Consider the following 14,523-nt stretch of genomic DNA (forward strand, 5'->3'; position numbering starts at 1 on the left):
GCCCTACTTCGAGTTTGTGGACTTCGTCGAGGATGCCGTTGACGAAGACTTCTTGGCGGCAGGCTTCTTTGCAGCACTGCTTGTGGTTGTCGACTTGGCCGACGAACTCTTGTTGTTGCTCTTGCTGCTAGCAACCTGCTTTACGACCTTCTTGGCGCCGTCGGCGAGAAACTCGGCGACATCCGGTGCCTTATCTTTCACAAAGTCTTCAGCGTTGTGGCGCTGTTCCGCAATGCGGGGATCGTTCCACAGCTTGGCCGCCGTGGTCTTGATCTTTTCGTACTTCTCGCGACCTGCGCGCGTTCCCAGCACATAGCCGATGCCGAGTCCTACTACTAGGAGGATCTTGCCCTTCATGGTGAACTCCATTTCGTTGCCGGTTGGTTCTTCCAACATACTCGCGATAGCTGCAGACCGTGGTCAGGTTTCGCTGCTAACGCAAGTAGCCATTCTGGAGCATATTCTCAGATTGGCATAGTGCTCTACCCAGAACTCACACAGACTTTTCAGTTGCGCGGGTGCCGATTCGGCTACTGGGGGGCGGATGCCGCGGCAGCAGCCTTCGCGGCGGCGGGCAGTGCCTCCACGATCTTCGAGACCACGCCATCGTCGTGGGCTGCCGAAACAAACCACGCCTCAAACACACTCGGAGGCAGAGACACCCCCGACTCCAACATCGAGTGGAAGAAGGGCGCGTAGCGGTAACCCTGCTGCGCCTTCACGTCGGCAAAGTTCAGCGGCTCGGTCGGGCTGAAGGCGAAGGAGAACAGGTTGCCGGCGTGCTGCACAACGTGCTCAACGCCTTCGGCGGAGAGTGCAGCGGACGTTTCTTGAGAGAGCGTTTCGGCAACCTGGTTGAGCCGGGAGTACACGGCGTCGTCGGCGAGCCGAAGCGTAGCGAGGCCCGCAGCGACGGCGACGGGGTTTCCGCTGAGAGTGCCTGCTTGGTAGACGGGGCCGAGCGGCGCCAGCAATTCCATGATGCGAGCTGAACCGCCCAAAGCGGCCAACGGCATCCCGCCACCAATGACTTTGCCAAAGGTGAAGAGGTCGGGAACCCAGCGTGAGCCAGTGGCGCTGGCACGAGCATCCAAACCCCAGTAGCCGGCGGGGTCGACGCGGAATCCGGTGAGAACTTCGTCGCTGATGGCGAGGGCACCGTGCTCATGTGCGATGCGCACGATCGTTTCGTTGAAGCCCGGCTGCGGAGCGAGGACGCCCATGTTGGCGGCAGCGGCTTCGAAGATGACGCCGGCGATGTCGTGGCCATGTTCGGCGAAGACCTGCTCGAGGGCGGCAACGTTGTTGTACTCGATGACGAGGGTCTGGGCTGCGGTCTCGGCGGTGACTCCAGCAGAGCCGGGCATCGAGAGCGTTGCCAGGCCCGAACCGGCTTCGGCCAGCAGACCGTCGGAGTGGCCGTGGTAGTGCCCGGCGAACTTCACGAGCAGTCGGCGACCGGTAGCACCGCGAGCCAAACGGATGGCCGTCATGGTCGCTTCGGTGCCGGTGGAGACGAGGCGCAAGCGTTCGATCGGGCTCACGCCGCCGACGCTGATGCGCGAACGCACAAGTTCGGCGAGCTCGGTCTCGGCAGGAGTGGAAGCTCCAAAGCCGAGTCCGCGCGACGCGGCCTGCTGAACAGCCTCGATGACCTCGGGATGAGCGTGGCCCAGGATGGCGGGGCCCCAGGAGTTGACGAGGTCGATGTACGAACGGCCCTCGACATCCGTGACATACGCACCAGAAGCCTTCACGTAGAAGCGGGGGGTTCCGCCGACCGAGCCAAAGGCACGAACGGGTGAGTTGACGCCACCAGGCAAGATTGCGCGAGCGCGGTCGAACGACTGCTGGTTGGTGGCGCTGCCTGCGGCGAGGGTGTCTGGGGCGGAGTCTGCTGGGTTACTGGTGTTGCTCATCGACGTAGCCATTCTGCGAGTTCTGTTGCGTAGTAGGTGAGCACCGCGTCGGCGCCTGCCCTCTGGATGCTGAGCACTGATTCTTCGATGGCGCGGCGGCGGTCGATCCAACCGTGTGCTGCGGCGGCCTCGATCATCGCGTATTCGCCCGAGACTTGGTAGGCCCACACCGGCACACTGCTGATTGCTGCGGCATCGGCGAGCACGTCGAGGAAGCTCATGGCAGGTTTGACCATCACGATGTCGGCACCCTCATCGATGTCAAGTTCGACTTCGCGGATTCCTTCACGGCGGTTGGCGGGGTTCTGTTGGTAGGCGCGGCGATCGCCCTCAAGCGACGACTGCACGGCTTCGCGGAAGGGCCCGTAGAACGCAGACGCGTACTTGGCGGCGTAACCGAGCAAGGGGGTGTCGGTGTGGCCAGCAGCGTCCAAGGCGTCACGCACTGCGGCAACTTGGCCGTCCATCATTCCGCTGAGGCCGAGCAGTTGTGATCCAGCTTCGGCCTGGGCAACGCCCATTTCGCGGTAGCGCTCAAGGGAGGCGTCGTTGTCGACGGTCAGCTCGGTCGCGCCGGTCACGGGATGCGTGCGTTCGCGCAGCACTCCGCAGTGACCGTGATCGGTGAATTCGTCGAGGCAGAGATCGGTTTGCACCACGAGGGCGTCACCGGCCTCAGCGACAGCCGCGCGCGTGGCGACGTTGAGGATTCCGTTGGGGTCGATCGCGCCCGAGCCTTCGGCATCCTTGCGCTCAGGAACACCGAACAGCATCACACCACCGACGCCGAGCTCAGCGGCTCCGGCAATCGCCCGACGCATCGAGTCAAGCGAATGCTGTTGCACGCCCGGCATCGAACTAATCGGAACCGCCTCGCTCAACCCTTCGCGCACAAACATCGGAAGAATTAGCTGGCTGGGGTGCGTGCGGTTCTCGGCAACGAGGCGACGCATCGCCGGGGTTGACCGCAAACGGCGGGGGCGGATGATCACGCCCGAGCTCCGGTCAAGTCCCCTGCGCCCTGTGCCAACAGTTCGTCGGCGACCCGCTGTGCCGCCTCGCGCGCCGGGTCCTCGACATCGTTGACGTAAAGCGCGTGGGAGCTGGTGAGGTACCGCGAGCCATCGAGGGCGTAGACGCGCGCATCCAAGAACAGGAGCCCGTCATCGATGACGGCGTGAGCTCCGAGAGGAGCCGAACATCCGGCGTCCAAGAAGGCAAGAACGTAGCGTTCGGCGTTTGTCTTGGTGCGGCTGGGTTTGTGATCGAGCACTGAGGCAAGCTTCTCTTCGCCCGTGCGCACCTCAACCGCGAGGGCACCCTGACCCGGTGCGGTGGGCCAGCCGGCGATACCGAGATGTTCGGTGACAGCGTCAGAGCGACCGGCACGGGCGAGCCCAGCGGCGGCCAAGATCACGGCATCCAAGTGTCCGTCGGTGACTTTGTCGAGGCGCGAGTCGATGTTGCCACGCAGGTCGACAACCTCGAGCTCGGGGTAGAGCGAACGCAGTTGGGCCTGACGACGCGGCGAACCGGTACCAACACGAGCGCCAGCAGGAAGAGTCTCGAGAGTTAGCCCATCGCGGGCGCACACCACGTCGCGCTCGTCAGCACGCTTCGGCACCGCAGCGATCGTGAGCCCGGGAATCTCGGCCGTGGGCAAATCTTTCAGTGAGTGCACCACTATGTCGCACTCGCCCGCCAAGAGTGCGTCACGAAGCGCGTTCGCGAACACGCCCTGCCCACCGATCAATGAGAGTGACTCTGTTGAACGGTCACCCTGCGTGGAGATCGGGATGATTTCCGTCTCGACACCAGTCTTGTTTTCGAGTGCGCGAGCCACCGTGGTGGTCTGGGCCATCGCGAGGGTGCTCCCCCGCGTTCCAATACGAATAACGGTCACGGTGCTACCCCCGCGGCTGCCGGCTTGAAGCCGAGCCGCACATTCTCACAACACCCCGGACGACACACGTCGTACCAGGGCCCAATGTTTGTCAGTGCGGGGCGATCTGCCACCGGCACTCCGTCGCGACGTTCCAACACGAGGTCGACAAGACCTGTGACGAACGCCGGATGCACGCCAGGGGTCGGAACGCGAACGGCAACCATGTTGTGGCCTCCCGCAGTTTCGAGCGCCTCGGTGTCGAGATCCCACTTCACTTCCATGTGGTCAGAAATGAATCCAACCGGCACAATGACGACCGCTTCGATGCCATCAGCGGCGAGCGCATCAATCGCATCGTTGATGTCGGGCTCGAGCCACGGCATCGAGGGCGGGCCACTTCGCGACTGGTATACGAGGCTGTGCGTGGGCTTCGTGGCTTGAGCCGGCTTGCCTGTCTGCTCGGGATCGACAGTCTGCGCCGCCATCACCACTTCTGCCACGGCGAGGTGTTGCGCTGCGTACGCGCCACCCGCTCCGAAACCGCGCGACTCTGGGCCGCTCTTAGCGGCATCCGTCGACGGAATCGAGTGCGTCGTGAACAGCACGTGCGTCTTCTCTGGCGAAACACCCTTCGCCGCAACCTCAGCGAGGCCGTCGCGCACACCGTCAATGAAGGGCTGCACGAAACCGGGGTGGTCGAAGAATTGACGAACCTTGTCGATCTGGATCGTGCCGAGCAGGCCGGTCTCCTCCAGCGCGATTGCGTAGTCTTCGCGATACTGGCGGCAGCTCGAATACGAGCTGTACGCACTGGTGCCAACGGCAATGAGCTTCGTGAACCCGCGCTCATTCGCTTCGTTCAGGGCATCGCTCAGATAGGGGTTCCAGTTGCGGTTTCCCCACACAACGGGCAGGTCGATACCGCGGCGAGCGAGCTCTGCTTCGAGGGCGGCCTTCAGCTCGCGGTTCTGGTCGTTGATCGGGCTCACGCCGCCGAACGCACGGTAGTGGTGAGCGACCTCTTCGAGGCGTTCCTCAGGGATACCGCGTCCGCGCGTGACGTTACGCAGGAACGGGATGACATCGTCTTGACCCTCAGGCCCACCAAAACTGGCGAGCAGAATGGCGTCGTAGGCCACGGCCTCCTCGACATGTTCTGGACCGGATGCTGCGGCATCCGTTGCACCAAGAATGTGGGTCATGCCAACACCTCAGCGATCTCCTCAAGCGAGATGCGACGCCCCGTATAGAAGGGGATCTCTTCGCGCACATGACGGCGAGCTTCGGTCTGACGCAGGTGACGCATGAGGTCGACAAGGTCAACAAGTTCGGGGGCTTCGAGCGCGAGCATCCACTCGTAGTCTCCGAGGGCGAAGCTGGCGACAGTGTTGGCGAGCACCTGGGGCATCTCAGAGCCCTTCATGCCGTGATCGCGCAACATCTTGCTTCGCTCGGCATCGGGCAGCAGGTACCAGTCATAGCTGCGCACGAAGGGGTAAACGGTGAGCCACGCTTCGGGCTCCTTGCCGCGCATGAACGCGGGCATGTGGCTCTTGCTGAACTCAGCGTCGCGGTGCACGCCCATCGCATTCCACGTCGGAAGCAGGGTGGAGAGCTGCTCACTGCGACGCAGTTCGCGCAGCGCCCACTGGATGTTTTCGGGGTTGTCACCGTGCAGCCAAATCATGAGATCGGCATCGGCGCGCAAGGACGACACATCATAGAAACCACGAATGGTGACGCCGCGTGCTTCAACCGCGGCAACCGCAGCGGAGAGGCCCCCGGCCGGAGCCGGGCGGTGCGGGTCGCGACGGAAGACCGCCCACAGCGTGTAGCCCAAAACTTCGGTGGGTTTGGCGGTGTCAGTCATGTCTTCCATTCTCTCCCGCGCCTTCTGGGCAAACTGGGAAAATACCTTGGCGTTAGGCGAACCTAACTAGCTTAGCTGTTCGTCTTCTTCGTCTTCTTCGGCTTCGGCAGCTGCATCCTCGTCGGCCTCAGTCTCCACGTCAGCGGCGTCAGCAAGCAACAGCAGTCGGTCGACCGCGGCATTTGCGTGCGTAATGATGCCGGCCAACCCGGTGCCGCCGACAGTCTCGCCAACAACAACAACACCATCCGTGCGTTCGGCAGGAGCGAGCGCAGCCGGGCGAATCCACTGTTGGCGAGCAAAGTCGAGCACCGATTCGGCCGGCAGCGAGACCCCGAGCAGAATCTCGGCATCGTGGCGCGCCACCTCGGCCAAGTTCGCTGGCTCCTCGTTATACGAGAGGCGCACGATGTGGCGGCCCTCCGCATACTCCTTCAGCCACTGCCATTTCGCTGTCGCATGCGTGAGCGCGCGCGCGGAAACCGTCGTGCAGCCAGGCGCAACCAGCACTCCAGAGCCCCGGGGTTCGGCATCCAACTCTGGCGCAGCGAGCACGAGCGTGGCGAGCGTCACGGTGCGTCCGCGCACGGGAGCGAGGATGCCGGGGGCGGCAACAATGACGGTGCCGTCGAGTTCGGCGAGCGCCTCAGCGCTCTCAATACGGCGTTCGAACTCGACGATGACGCCATACGTGGTGAGGTCGGCGGCAAGTTCAGTCACGAGTCTGTTGATTCCGCCGCGGATGCCCTGAACCGCAGTTCCGGCCGGCATCGCTTCGCGCATCGATCGCACCGCCGCCGCCAGTGAACCGTGCAGGGCGAGGCGCTCCGTGAGGGTCGCAACCCGCTCAATCGGAAGATCGTCGGGGTGCAGCGAGTACACGCCGTGCACGACCGGCGCGACGAGTTTTTCGACGACCGCCTTACCCATGCGCCGACGCACGAGAGCACCGAGCGAGATAGCGGTACGTTTGCCAAACCACGGGATTAGCGAATCGAGCTGTGCCCGCAACGCACCACCAAGGCCCAGTACCGCGATCGTCTGCGCATCGAGCGGGGTTGCCGGGATTCCCAAAATGCCGGTGCTGGGAAGGGGCAGGGCCGCGCCAGCCACGGGCTGCAGCCACGCACCCTCGTCGCCGGGCGACACGATGTCATCGCCGAGCCCGAGCTCGCGAGCGAGATCGGCAACAGTATTGCCGCGGGTGGCGAAGCTCTCGGCTCCGGCATCCACATTAATTCCGCCGACGCGGTGGGATGCCACGGTGCCGCCGAGATGATTGCTTGCCTCAATGAGGCGCACGGTTCGCCCCGCCATCGCAAGTTTGCGGGCGGTGACGAGCCCGGCAATGCCGCCGCCAACGACGGTAAATTCTGTCGTGCGCACGGCGCTAACCTTCCTGGTGAACGAGCTCCACGATTTTGGTGAGCACGTCGGGATCGGTTTCTGGGCCGACACCGTGGCCAAGGTTCACGACGTGGGCGGGGGCAACGCGACCTCGGTTCATGACGTCGCGCACGTGAGCTTCGAGCACATGCCAAGGCGCTCCGAGCAGTGCGGGGTCGATGTTGCCCTGCAGCGGAACTCCGCCACCGAGGCGACGGTCAGCCTCATCGAGCGGGATGCGCCAGTCGACGCCCATGACGTCGGCACCGATCGAGTGCATGGCCTGCAGCACTTCGCCGCTGCCGACACCGAAGTGAACCTTCGGAACCTCATAGCCGCGCAGATGGGAGAAGGCGCGCTTGGAGTGGGGTGCGACGCGGCGCACATACTGCTGCTCCGAGAGCGAGCCAACCCAGGAGTCAAAGAGTTGAACGGCAGAAGCGCCAGCCTCGACCTGGGCGATCAAGAACTCGCCAGCAATGTCGGCACACCAATTGAGCAGGGTTGCCCACGTCTGCGGGTCGGAATACATGAGCGTGCGGGCACGCTGCTGGTCTTTGCTCGGGCCACCCTCAACGAGGTACGACGCGAGAGTGAAGGGGGCTCCAGCGAAACCGATGAGCGGCGTGTTTCCCAACTGGGCAACGGTTTGCGCGACAGCTTCGCGGATGGGGGCAAACGCGGCTGGGTCGATGGGGCGCAGCTTGGCGACATCCTCCGCCGTACGAATCGGGTTAGCAAATACGGGGCCGCGGCCGGGAACAATCTCGACCTCAACACCGGCAAGCTTGGCCGGAATAACAATGTCGCTGAAAAAGATTGCGGCATCAACCTTGTGGCGACGCACGGGCTGCATGGTGATTTCGCTGGCAAGGTCGGGCGTGAGGCACGCCTCAAGCATTTCGTTGCCTTCGCGCAGTTTGCGGTACTCCGGCAGCGAACGGCCAGCCTGGCGCATGAACCAGACGGGGGTCGTTTCGGGGCGGTCACCCCAGTAGGCCCGGATGGTAGGCGAGTTAGCTGTGCGGCCGTCGAGAAGTGGATGGTCAGTATTCAGGGTCACGGGGTTAACATTAGGTTGTGCTCCTGTGTCTTAGCTCGAATCATCGCAACGCGAGCTTAGACGTACTCGAAAGTCTGTCTGAGGTCGCCCCGGCGGCCACCACCGACCTCGTTTCACGCAACGATTTCGTTGCGGGCGCTGTCGTTGTTGCCACCTGCAACCGCTTCGAGGCATACCTCGATGTTGAAGAACCGCTCACCGCAGCCTCCGCCGTCACAGTGTGCTCGCTGCTCGAGTCACTCAGTGAGCGAAGCGGCGTCAGCATCGACACTCTGCGAGCATCCATTGCCGTTCATGAGGGTGCGGATGCCGCAGCTCACCTCTTCGCGGTGACCTCGGGTCTTGAATCCGTCGTGATCGGTGAAGCCGAAATTTCGGGGCAGGTCAGCCGAGCTCTCGATAAGGCTCGTGCGGACGGCACAACCACTCGCGACTTGGAGCGTCTCTTTCAGCGCGCTACCCACACCAGCCGCGGCATCAAGAACAGCACTGCCATTGGTGGTTCGGGCAAATCATTGGTGCGTCTCGCTCTCGAGCTGGCATCGAGCCGCGTCGCCGATTGGTCAGCCACCCGCGTGCTCGTGGTGGGCACTGGTCGGTACGCCGTCACTACGGTGAACGCGCTGCGCGACAAGGGCGCCCTCGATTTGCGCGTCTTCTCGCCGTCGGGCCGCGACGCCGCGTTTGCGCTCAAGCACAGCCTCACCCAAAGCGAAGACTTCGACGTTGACGTGATCGTCACCTGTACTGTGAGCGCCGTACTCGGCGCCGAACGCTTTTCGGCCGCCAGTAAATGTCTCGTTCTCGACTTGGGGCTCCCCCGCAACGTTGACCCCGCCGTTGGCCAGCTCGACGGTGTTGACCTGCTTGACCTCGAAACGATCAGCCTGCACGCTCCCCTCGAAGAACTGAACGCGCACGCGGATGCCCGTGACCTGGTTCGCACGGCCGCCCACGAATTCGCCGCCGAAAGCCAGGCCGAGCCCGCCATCGTTGCTCTGCGCAAGCACCACTTCGCACTGTTGGAGGCCGAAATCGCTCGTGCCACCGCACGTGGAGCCGGTGAAGAAACCATCTCAGCGCTGCGTCACCTCGGCGGTGTACTGCTGCACGGCCCCTCGGTTCGTGCCCGCGAATTTGCGGCTGACGGCCGGGCCGCCGACTTCGATGCCGCCCTTGCTGCGCTCTACAACATCCCCGTCGAGCGATCGACTGGCGCCGCCAATACCGCTCGACCGCACACCGCTTAGCGCTACTCCACAACAACGAGGGTCGCCGATGAAACCATTCGAGTTCAGTACCCCAATCCAGACTGAGCGACTCGTGCTTCGCTCGCTCACTCTCAACGATCACGACGTGGACGACATCCACGCCCAGCAGTCGAATGCCGAACTGACCGCCTACATGCTCTACGAGCCTCGCGATCGCGCGACGGTGATCGAGAAAATCGCCGAGTGGACGGCCAGGGAGGCGCTCGCGGAGAGCGGTGACTACCTCCAACTGGCGATCGAGCTTGCGGATGCCGTCCCTCCGGTTGCGGAGACAATCGTTGGGCAGTCAATCGCCGATAATGCGGCAACCCCTCCCGCGGCGGAGACGACCGGTGCTGAGGTGCGCCGCCCCGTCGTCATCGGCACCCTGTATTTCAAGATCGAGAGCGCTGAAGATTCGAATGCCGAAATCGGCTGGGCACTTCACCCCAACTTTCAGGGCAAGGGCTACGCCCGTGAGGCGGCATCCACCTGGCTCGATCTCGCGTTTGACGAGCTGAAGTTGCACCGGGTGTTCGCCAATCTGGATCCCCGCAACGACGACTCAGTGCGACTGTGTTGTGCGCTCGGAATGCGTCACGAAGCGCATCACGTCGAGGACATGTGGTTCAAGGGCGCGTGGGCCGACACCGGCATCTACGCAATTCTCGATCGGGAATGGGCTGCGCACCGCGGTTAGTGCACGTACTCCAGCAGGTCGTAGCCAAAGATGCGCATTACTTCGATGGCGCGCAGGCGTGCCTGAAGGCTCGTGTCATCAAATTGGATGGATGCCGCATAGGCAACCGCACGCTTGTTGCCTCTGAGGGCACCAGCTTCCGCTCGCACGCCCCGATCGATGCCGGTCTTGTTCACCAGCAGAGTGTTGTGGTCGGCTCCCCGATGAGCGAGGGGGTCGAGCCCAAAGGCACTCGCCACGAGTGATAGGTCGGTGTTGAGTGAGAGCCAGCCGAGCACTCGTTGGCTGGCGATGGAGTTGACGATCTCGCCGCGGGCGAGTGCACCGAAGAGCCAGCTGAGTTCGATGGTGGAACCTACGGAGAGTTGAGGTGCGTCATCAGGGCCGCGGGTGTCACGCGAGAGGTCGAGGAGTGCGGTCCTGGTGAGGCCAAGCGATTCGGTTCGTGCACGCACGGCATCCAACCCGATGAGTTGTAGGAGGATGTTGGTGGCGAGGTTGTCACTCGTTGCACCGACGAGCGCGGCGAGGTCAGCGACGGGCAATGATGGTGCTTGAAGGTGCTGCCAGAGCCCGGCTGCCCCCACGGATGCGCCGGCTACTTTGTCGAGAATGCCGTAGGGCGCGAATTCACGATTGTCGAAACGTGCCGAGACTTCGATGAGCAGCAGGATTTTGCCGATGCTCGCGGTGGGGAGCGCCACGCGATCATCGATGCTGAGTACGGTTTTGCCGGTGTTGATGTCGACGGCACTGGCCGATACCCGCACGCCGGAATTGCCGAGTTTGAGTTTTCCGAGCGCAGCAAAGGTACTGGTGAAGTTGGGTTCTTCGCCAGTTCCGGCATGCTTCGCTACACGGGGGGCGCGAATGCGATTTCGGCGTTCTCGGGTTTTCTCGATCTCTACCAAATAGTGACGCGATCTTTCGGGGATAGCCACAACGAATCGGATTCTGTCACACCAAATGTCTCATAGAACGCGTCAATGTTGCGAACAATTTGGTTGCAACGGAACTCGTTGGGCGAGTGGGGGTCGATTGCGAGTAGGCGAATTACCTCTTCATCGCGGCCCTTTTGCTGCCACGCTTGCGCCCACGACATGAAGAATCGTTGTGCTCCGGTGAGGCCATCGATTACTTGTGGTTCGGCGCCACCGAGCGAGATTGTGTAGGCCTTCCACGCGATTGCGAGCCCACCGAGGTCGCCAATGTTCTCTCCAATGGTGAGCGATCCGTTGACGTGGTGTTCGGGAACCTGAGCGGGAGCGAGAGCGTTGTACTGGTCAATGAGCGACGTGGTGCGCTCTTCGAATGCGGCCTTATCTTCGGGCGTCCACCAGTCGATGAGGCGGCCGTCGCCGTCGTATTTGGAACCCTGGTCGTCGAAGCCGTGACCAATCTCGTGGCCGATTACCGCACCGATTGCCGCATAGTTGGCGGCGTCATCCCGACCCTCATCAAAGAACGGGTACTGCAGGATGGCGGCGGGGAACACGATCTCGTTGAAGCCGGGGTTGTAATACGCGTTGATCGTCTGCGGGGTCATGAACCATTCGTCGCGGTCGAGTGGCTTGCCGATCTTGCCGAGCTCACGCTGGAACTCGAACTCGTTGGCTGCCCGCATGTTGCCGGCCAAGTCATCCGCACTGATCTCGAGAGCGGAGTAGTCGCGCCATTTCTCGGGGAACCCGATCTTGGGGGTGAACTTCTCGAGCTTGTTGAGGGCACGCTCACGGGTGGCGGCGCTCATCCATTCGAGGTGGATGATCGACTGACGGTAGGCCTCGACGAGATTGGCGACGAGCACATCCATTGCCGACTTTGCGGTCGGCGGAAAGTGACGATCAACGTAAATCTTGCCGACGGCTTCACCCAGCACGCCTTCAACGAGTGAGACACCACGCTTCCAGCGGGCGCGAATTTCGGGAGTACCCGAGAGGGTGCGACCGTAGAAGTCGAAGTTGGCTTCGACGAAATCACCTGAAAGGTAGGCGGCGTTGGTGCGGATGACCTGCCAGGCCAGCCAGTCTCTCCACGCCTGCAGGTTGTCGTCACTCAATACCGACTCGAGCCCTTCAACGAAACTGGGTTGGCGCACGACAACCTCGTCGAGGGCGTGCTCGGGAACATCGATGGCGTCGAGCCACACGGCGAGGTCGATCGCACCTGTGAGGTCGTTGGCTGCTTGCCACGTCATCGGGTTGTAGGTCTTTTCGCTGTCGCGGTTGGCGACGTTATCCCAGTGCTTCGACGCGATCTGAACTTCGAGGGCGACAATGCGGGCGGCACGCTCGGCGGGAGCATCGAGGCCGGCGAGTGTGAGCATCCGCTCGACAAAGGTGCCGTACTTGGCGAGTATTTCGGCAAACTTTTCTTCGCGGTAGTACGACTCGTCTGGCAGCCCAAGGCCGCCCTGCTCGATGAAGACGAGGTAGCGCTCGGGGTTGCCAGGGTCGTTGTCGACGAAGAGCTGGAAGAAGCCACTTGTGCCACCGCGTTCGAGACGCCCGAGGGTGCTGAGCAGGGTGGGGATGGAGTCGACGGCTGCTGCTTCGGCCAGCTGGGGGGCGATAGGCCTTGCGCCAAGTTCGTCAGCGCGAGCTTCATCAAGGAAGCTCGCATAGAGGTCGCCAACCTTGCGTGCTTCAGTGCCGGGCTCTGCCGACTGCGACTCGATGATGATGTCGCGAACAGCCGACTCAGCTTCTTCGGCCAGCACCATGAACGAGCCGTACCGCGCCTTGTCTGAGGGGATCTCGGTGCGATCAATCCACGCGCCATTCACATGGCGAAAGAGATCGTCTTGAGGGCGAACCTTCGGATCAAGATCGTGGACGGCAATTCCTGAGGGTAATGACGATTCGGCACTCATGCACACAGCGTAGAGCCTTCTCCTCAAGCGTTTGCTGCGAATGTGAGACCAGTGGAGAGCCCTACAATTATGCGATGACCGCCTCAGACTCGGCTGCGACGGCCTCGCACTACCCGCACGGCCTCACCCACCGCCAAGTGTTGTCCTGGCGCAACGCGATCGCAACCCTGTTTGCCCTCGCGGGTCTCTCCTTCGCCAGCTGGGTAGGCCGCATCCCTACCGTTCGTGATATCTTCGATGCCAGCCACTCGGAGATCGGCGTTCTGCTGTTTGGGCTCGCCATCGGATCGATCTTGGGGTTGCTGGTTGCCGGGCGACTCGTCGAACGCTTTGGTGCGGTTGCCGTTGCACGAGTGTGCGTCTTGACCTTTGTGCTGGCCCTCGCGGCCACCGCCATCATCATCAGCGTTCTGGGCAGCTTTATCGGGGCAGTGCTCTCCCTCGCCGTCATGGGTGTCTCCTTCAGCACCTACGACGTCGCCATCAACCTTTCTGGGGCTGCCAACGAGCGACTGCTCGGCCGCTCGACCATGCCAATCCTGCACGGCTTCTACAGCTTAGGAACGATGGCGGGTGCCGGTATCGGCGCCGGGGCCGAGGCGCTCCACATCCCGCTCGCTCTGCATCTCTCTGTCGTTGCAGCACTTGCCATCATCGCCGCGCTCACCGTCCTGCGCTTCATTTTGCCCGAATCACTCGCGGATGCCCCACCCAATACTCAAGAGATCAAGATCGCATCGGGCGAGCTGGCTGCCCCCAAACTGCGCAGCGTGTGGCTCGAACCGCGCACAGTCATCATCGGCGTCATCGTGCTGGGCATGGCCTTCGCTGAGGGCACAGCAATCGACTGGCTCGCACTCGCCATGGTCGATGGATATGAGCTCGACAATGCGTTCGGCACTCTCATCTTTGGCGTCTTCGTGACCGCGATGACGGCGACTCGTTTCTTGGGCGTTCGTGCTCTCGACCGCTTCGGCCGCGTACCAGTGCTGCGCGCCTCCGCCGCTCTTGCTGCCGTTGGCCTGCTGCTCGTTATCTTCTCGCCGGTGGTCTGGCTGGCCGTTATCGGCACGGTGTTCTGGGGCGCCGGTGCGGCTCTTGGCTTCCCGGTAGGAATTTCGGCCGCCGCTGATGACCCCAAGCGCGCAACTGCTCGCGTCACCGCGGTCGCGACTATCGCCTACTCCGCGGCACTCGTCGGGCCGCCGATGATCGGCTTCATTAGTGATCAGGTTGGCATTCTCAACGCCCTGCTCGTGATCGTCGTGCTGAGTGCACTTTCGGGCATCCTCTCCCCTGCCGCCCGCGAATTGGCGGGCCGCCACTCTCGCAGCGTCATCGACTTTGCGTCGCCGGGTACGACATCCGCAGCGGTCAGTCTTGCTACCACGGAGCTGCACCTCATTTCGGCCGAGGATATTGCGGCGGCACAGGGCGCGGATGCTGTCGGCAACCGCGAAGAGGACGGCCGCGAACGCGATCGCGATCGCCTGTAGTGCCGTAATATTCTGGCACTTGCGCATGCAAGAATATACTGGCATGCTGGTCTGCAAGGATATTCTTGCATTACACACTGTC

At 62.7% G+C, this 14,523-nt stretch carries 13 protein-coding genes; 3 read left to right on the forward strand and 10 right to left on the reverse strand.

The genetic code is table 11. The features are described 5' to 3' along the window. Positions 1–3: 3 nt before the first annotated feature. From ABD112_RS03770 to hemE, 8 genes are all read right to left on the reverse strand, one after another. A complete protein-coding gene (locus tag ABD112_RS03770; protein WP_343923305.1) occupies positions 4–357 on the reverse strand; it encodes a YtxH domain-containing protein in 354 nt (117 codons plus the stop codon). Positions 358–530: 173 nt separating this feature from the next. Next, positions 531–1,919 carry a glutamate-1-semialdehyde 2,1-aminomutase gene (hemL, locus tag ABD112_RS03775; protein ID WP_343923307.1) on the reverse strand — a complete coding sequence of 463 codons (1,389 nt, stop codon included), beginning with the start codon at positions 1,917–1,919 and terminating at the stop codon, positions 531–533. Further along, a complete protein-coding gene (gene hemB / locus ABD112_RS03780) occupies positions 1,916–2,911 on the reverse strand; it encodes a porphobilinogen synthase (protein WP_343923308.1) in 996 nt (331 codons plus the stop codon). The genes hemL and hemB overlap by 4 nt, the downstream gene beginning before the upstream one ends. Then, positions 2,908–3,822, reverse strand: a complete 915-nt coding sequence (gene hemC, locus ABD112_RS03785) for a hydroxymethylbilane synthase (protein WP_343923309.1) — start codon at positions 3,820–3,822, stop codon at positions 2,908–2,910. Before hemC ends, hemB begins: the two co-directional genes overlap by 4 nt. After that, positions 3,819–5,006 carry a ferrochelatase gene (locus ABD112_RS03790; protein ID WP_343923311.1) on the reverse strand — a complete coding sequence of 396 codons (1,188 nt, stop codon included), beginning with the start codon at positions 5,004–5,006 and terminating at the stop codon, positions 3,819–3,821. Before ABD112_RS03790 ends, hemC begins: the two co-directional genes overlap by 4 nt. After that, complete coding sequence (gene hemQ, locus ABD112_RS03795; RefSeq protein WP_343923313.1) at positions 5,003–5,683, reverse strand: hydrogen peroxide-dependent heme synthase; 681 nt, start codon at positions 5,681–5,683, stop codon at positions 5,003–5,005. The genes ABD112_RS03790 and hemQ overlap by 4 nt, the downstream gene beginning before the upstream one ends. Positions 5,684–5,740: 57 nt before the next feature. Then, on the reverse strand, positions 5,741–7,060 hold the full coding sequence (locus ABD112_RS03800) for a protoporphyrinogen/coproporphyrinogen oxidase (RefSeq protein WP_343923315.1): 1,320 nt from the start codon (positions 7,058–7,060) through the stop codon (positions 5,741–5,743). 4 nt (positions 7,061–7,064) lie between these two features. Further along, positions 7,065–8,123 (reverse strand): uroporphyrinogen decarboxylase, encoded by a 1,059-nt coding sequence (gene hemE / locus ABD112_RS03805; RefSeq protein WP_343923317.1) that lies wholly within the window; start codon positions 8,121–8,123, stop codon positions 7,065–7,067. Positions 8,124–8,140: 17 nt separating this feature from the next. On the opposite strand from hemE, the gene ABD112_RS03810 reads away from it, so the two are divergent. Then, positions 8,141–9,373, forward strand: coding sequence for a glutamyl-tRNA reductase (locus ABD112_RS03810; protein ID WP_343923318.1), 1,233 nt, complete (start codon positions 8,141–8,143; stop codon positions 9,371–9,373). A 28-nt stretch (positions 9,374–9,401) separates the two neighbouring features. After that, positions 9,402–10,073, forward strand: a complete 672-nt coding sequence (locus ABD112_RS03815) for a GNAT family N-acetyltransferase (protein WP_343923320.1) — start codon at positions 9,402–9,404, stop codon at positions 10,071–10,073. On the opposite strand, the gene ABD112_RS03820 is transcribed toward ABD112_RS03815, so the two are convergent. Together ABD112_RS03820 and ABD112_RS03825 are read right to left on the reverse strand one after the other, a co-directional pair. Next, a complete protein-coding gene (locus ABD112_RS03820; protein ID WP_425563797.1) occupies positions 10,070–10,984 on the reverse strand; it encodes a serine hydrolase in 915 nt (304 codons plus the stop codon). The genes ABD112_RS03815 and ABD112_RS03820 overlap by 4 nt on opposite strands. After that, complete coding sequence (locus tag ABD112_RS03825; protein WP_343923323.1) at positions 10,978–12,945, reverse strand: M13 family metallopeptidase; 1,968 nt, start codon at positions 12,943–12,945, stop codon at positions 10,978–10,980. The genes ABD112_RS03820 and ABD112_RS03825 overlap by 7 nt, the downstream gene beginning before the upstream one ends. A 74-nt stretch (positions 12,946–13,019) precedes the next feature. Between ABD112_RS03825 and ABD112_RS03830 the strand changes: the two genes are divergently transcribed. Next, complete coding sequence (locus ABD112_RS03830; protein ID WP_343923325.1) at positions 13,020–14,441, forward strand: MFS transporter; 1,422 nt, start codon at positions 13,020–13,022, stop codon at positions 14,439–14,441. The last annotated feature ends 82 nt before the right edge of the window (positions 14,442–14,523 follow it).

The sequence above is a fragment of the Rhodoglobus aureus genome (assembly GCF_039527955.1).
In the GTDB taxonomy this organism is placed as follows: Bacteria; Actinomycetota; Actinomycetes; order Actinomycetales; family Microbacteriaceae; genus Rhodoglobus; species Rhodoglobus aureus.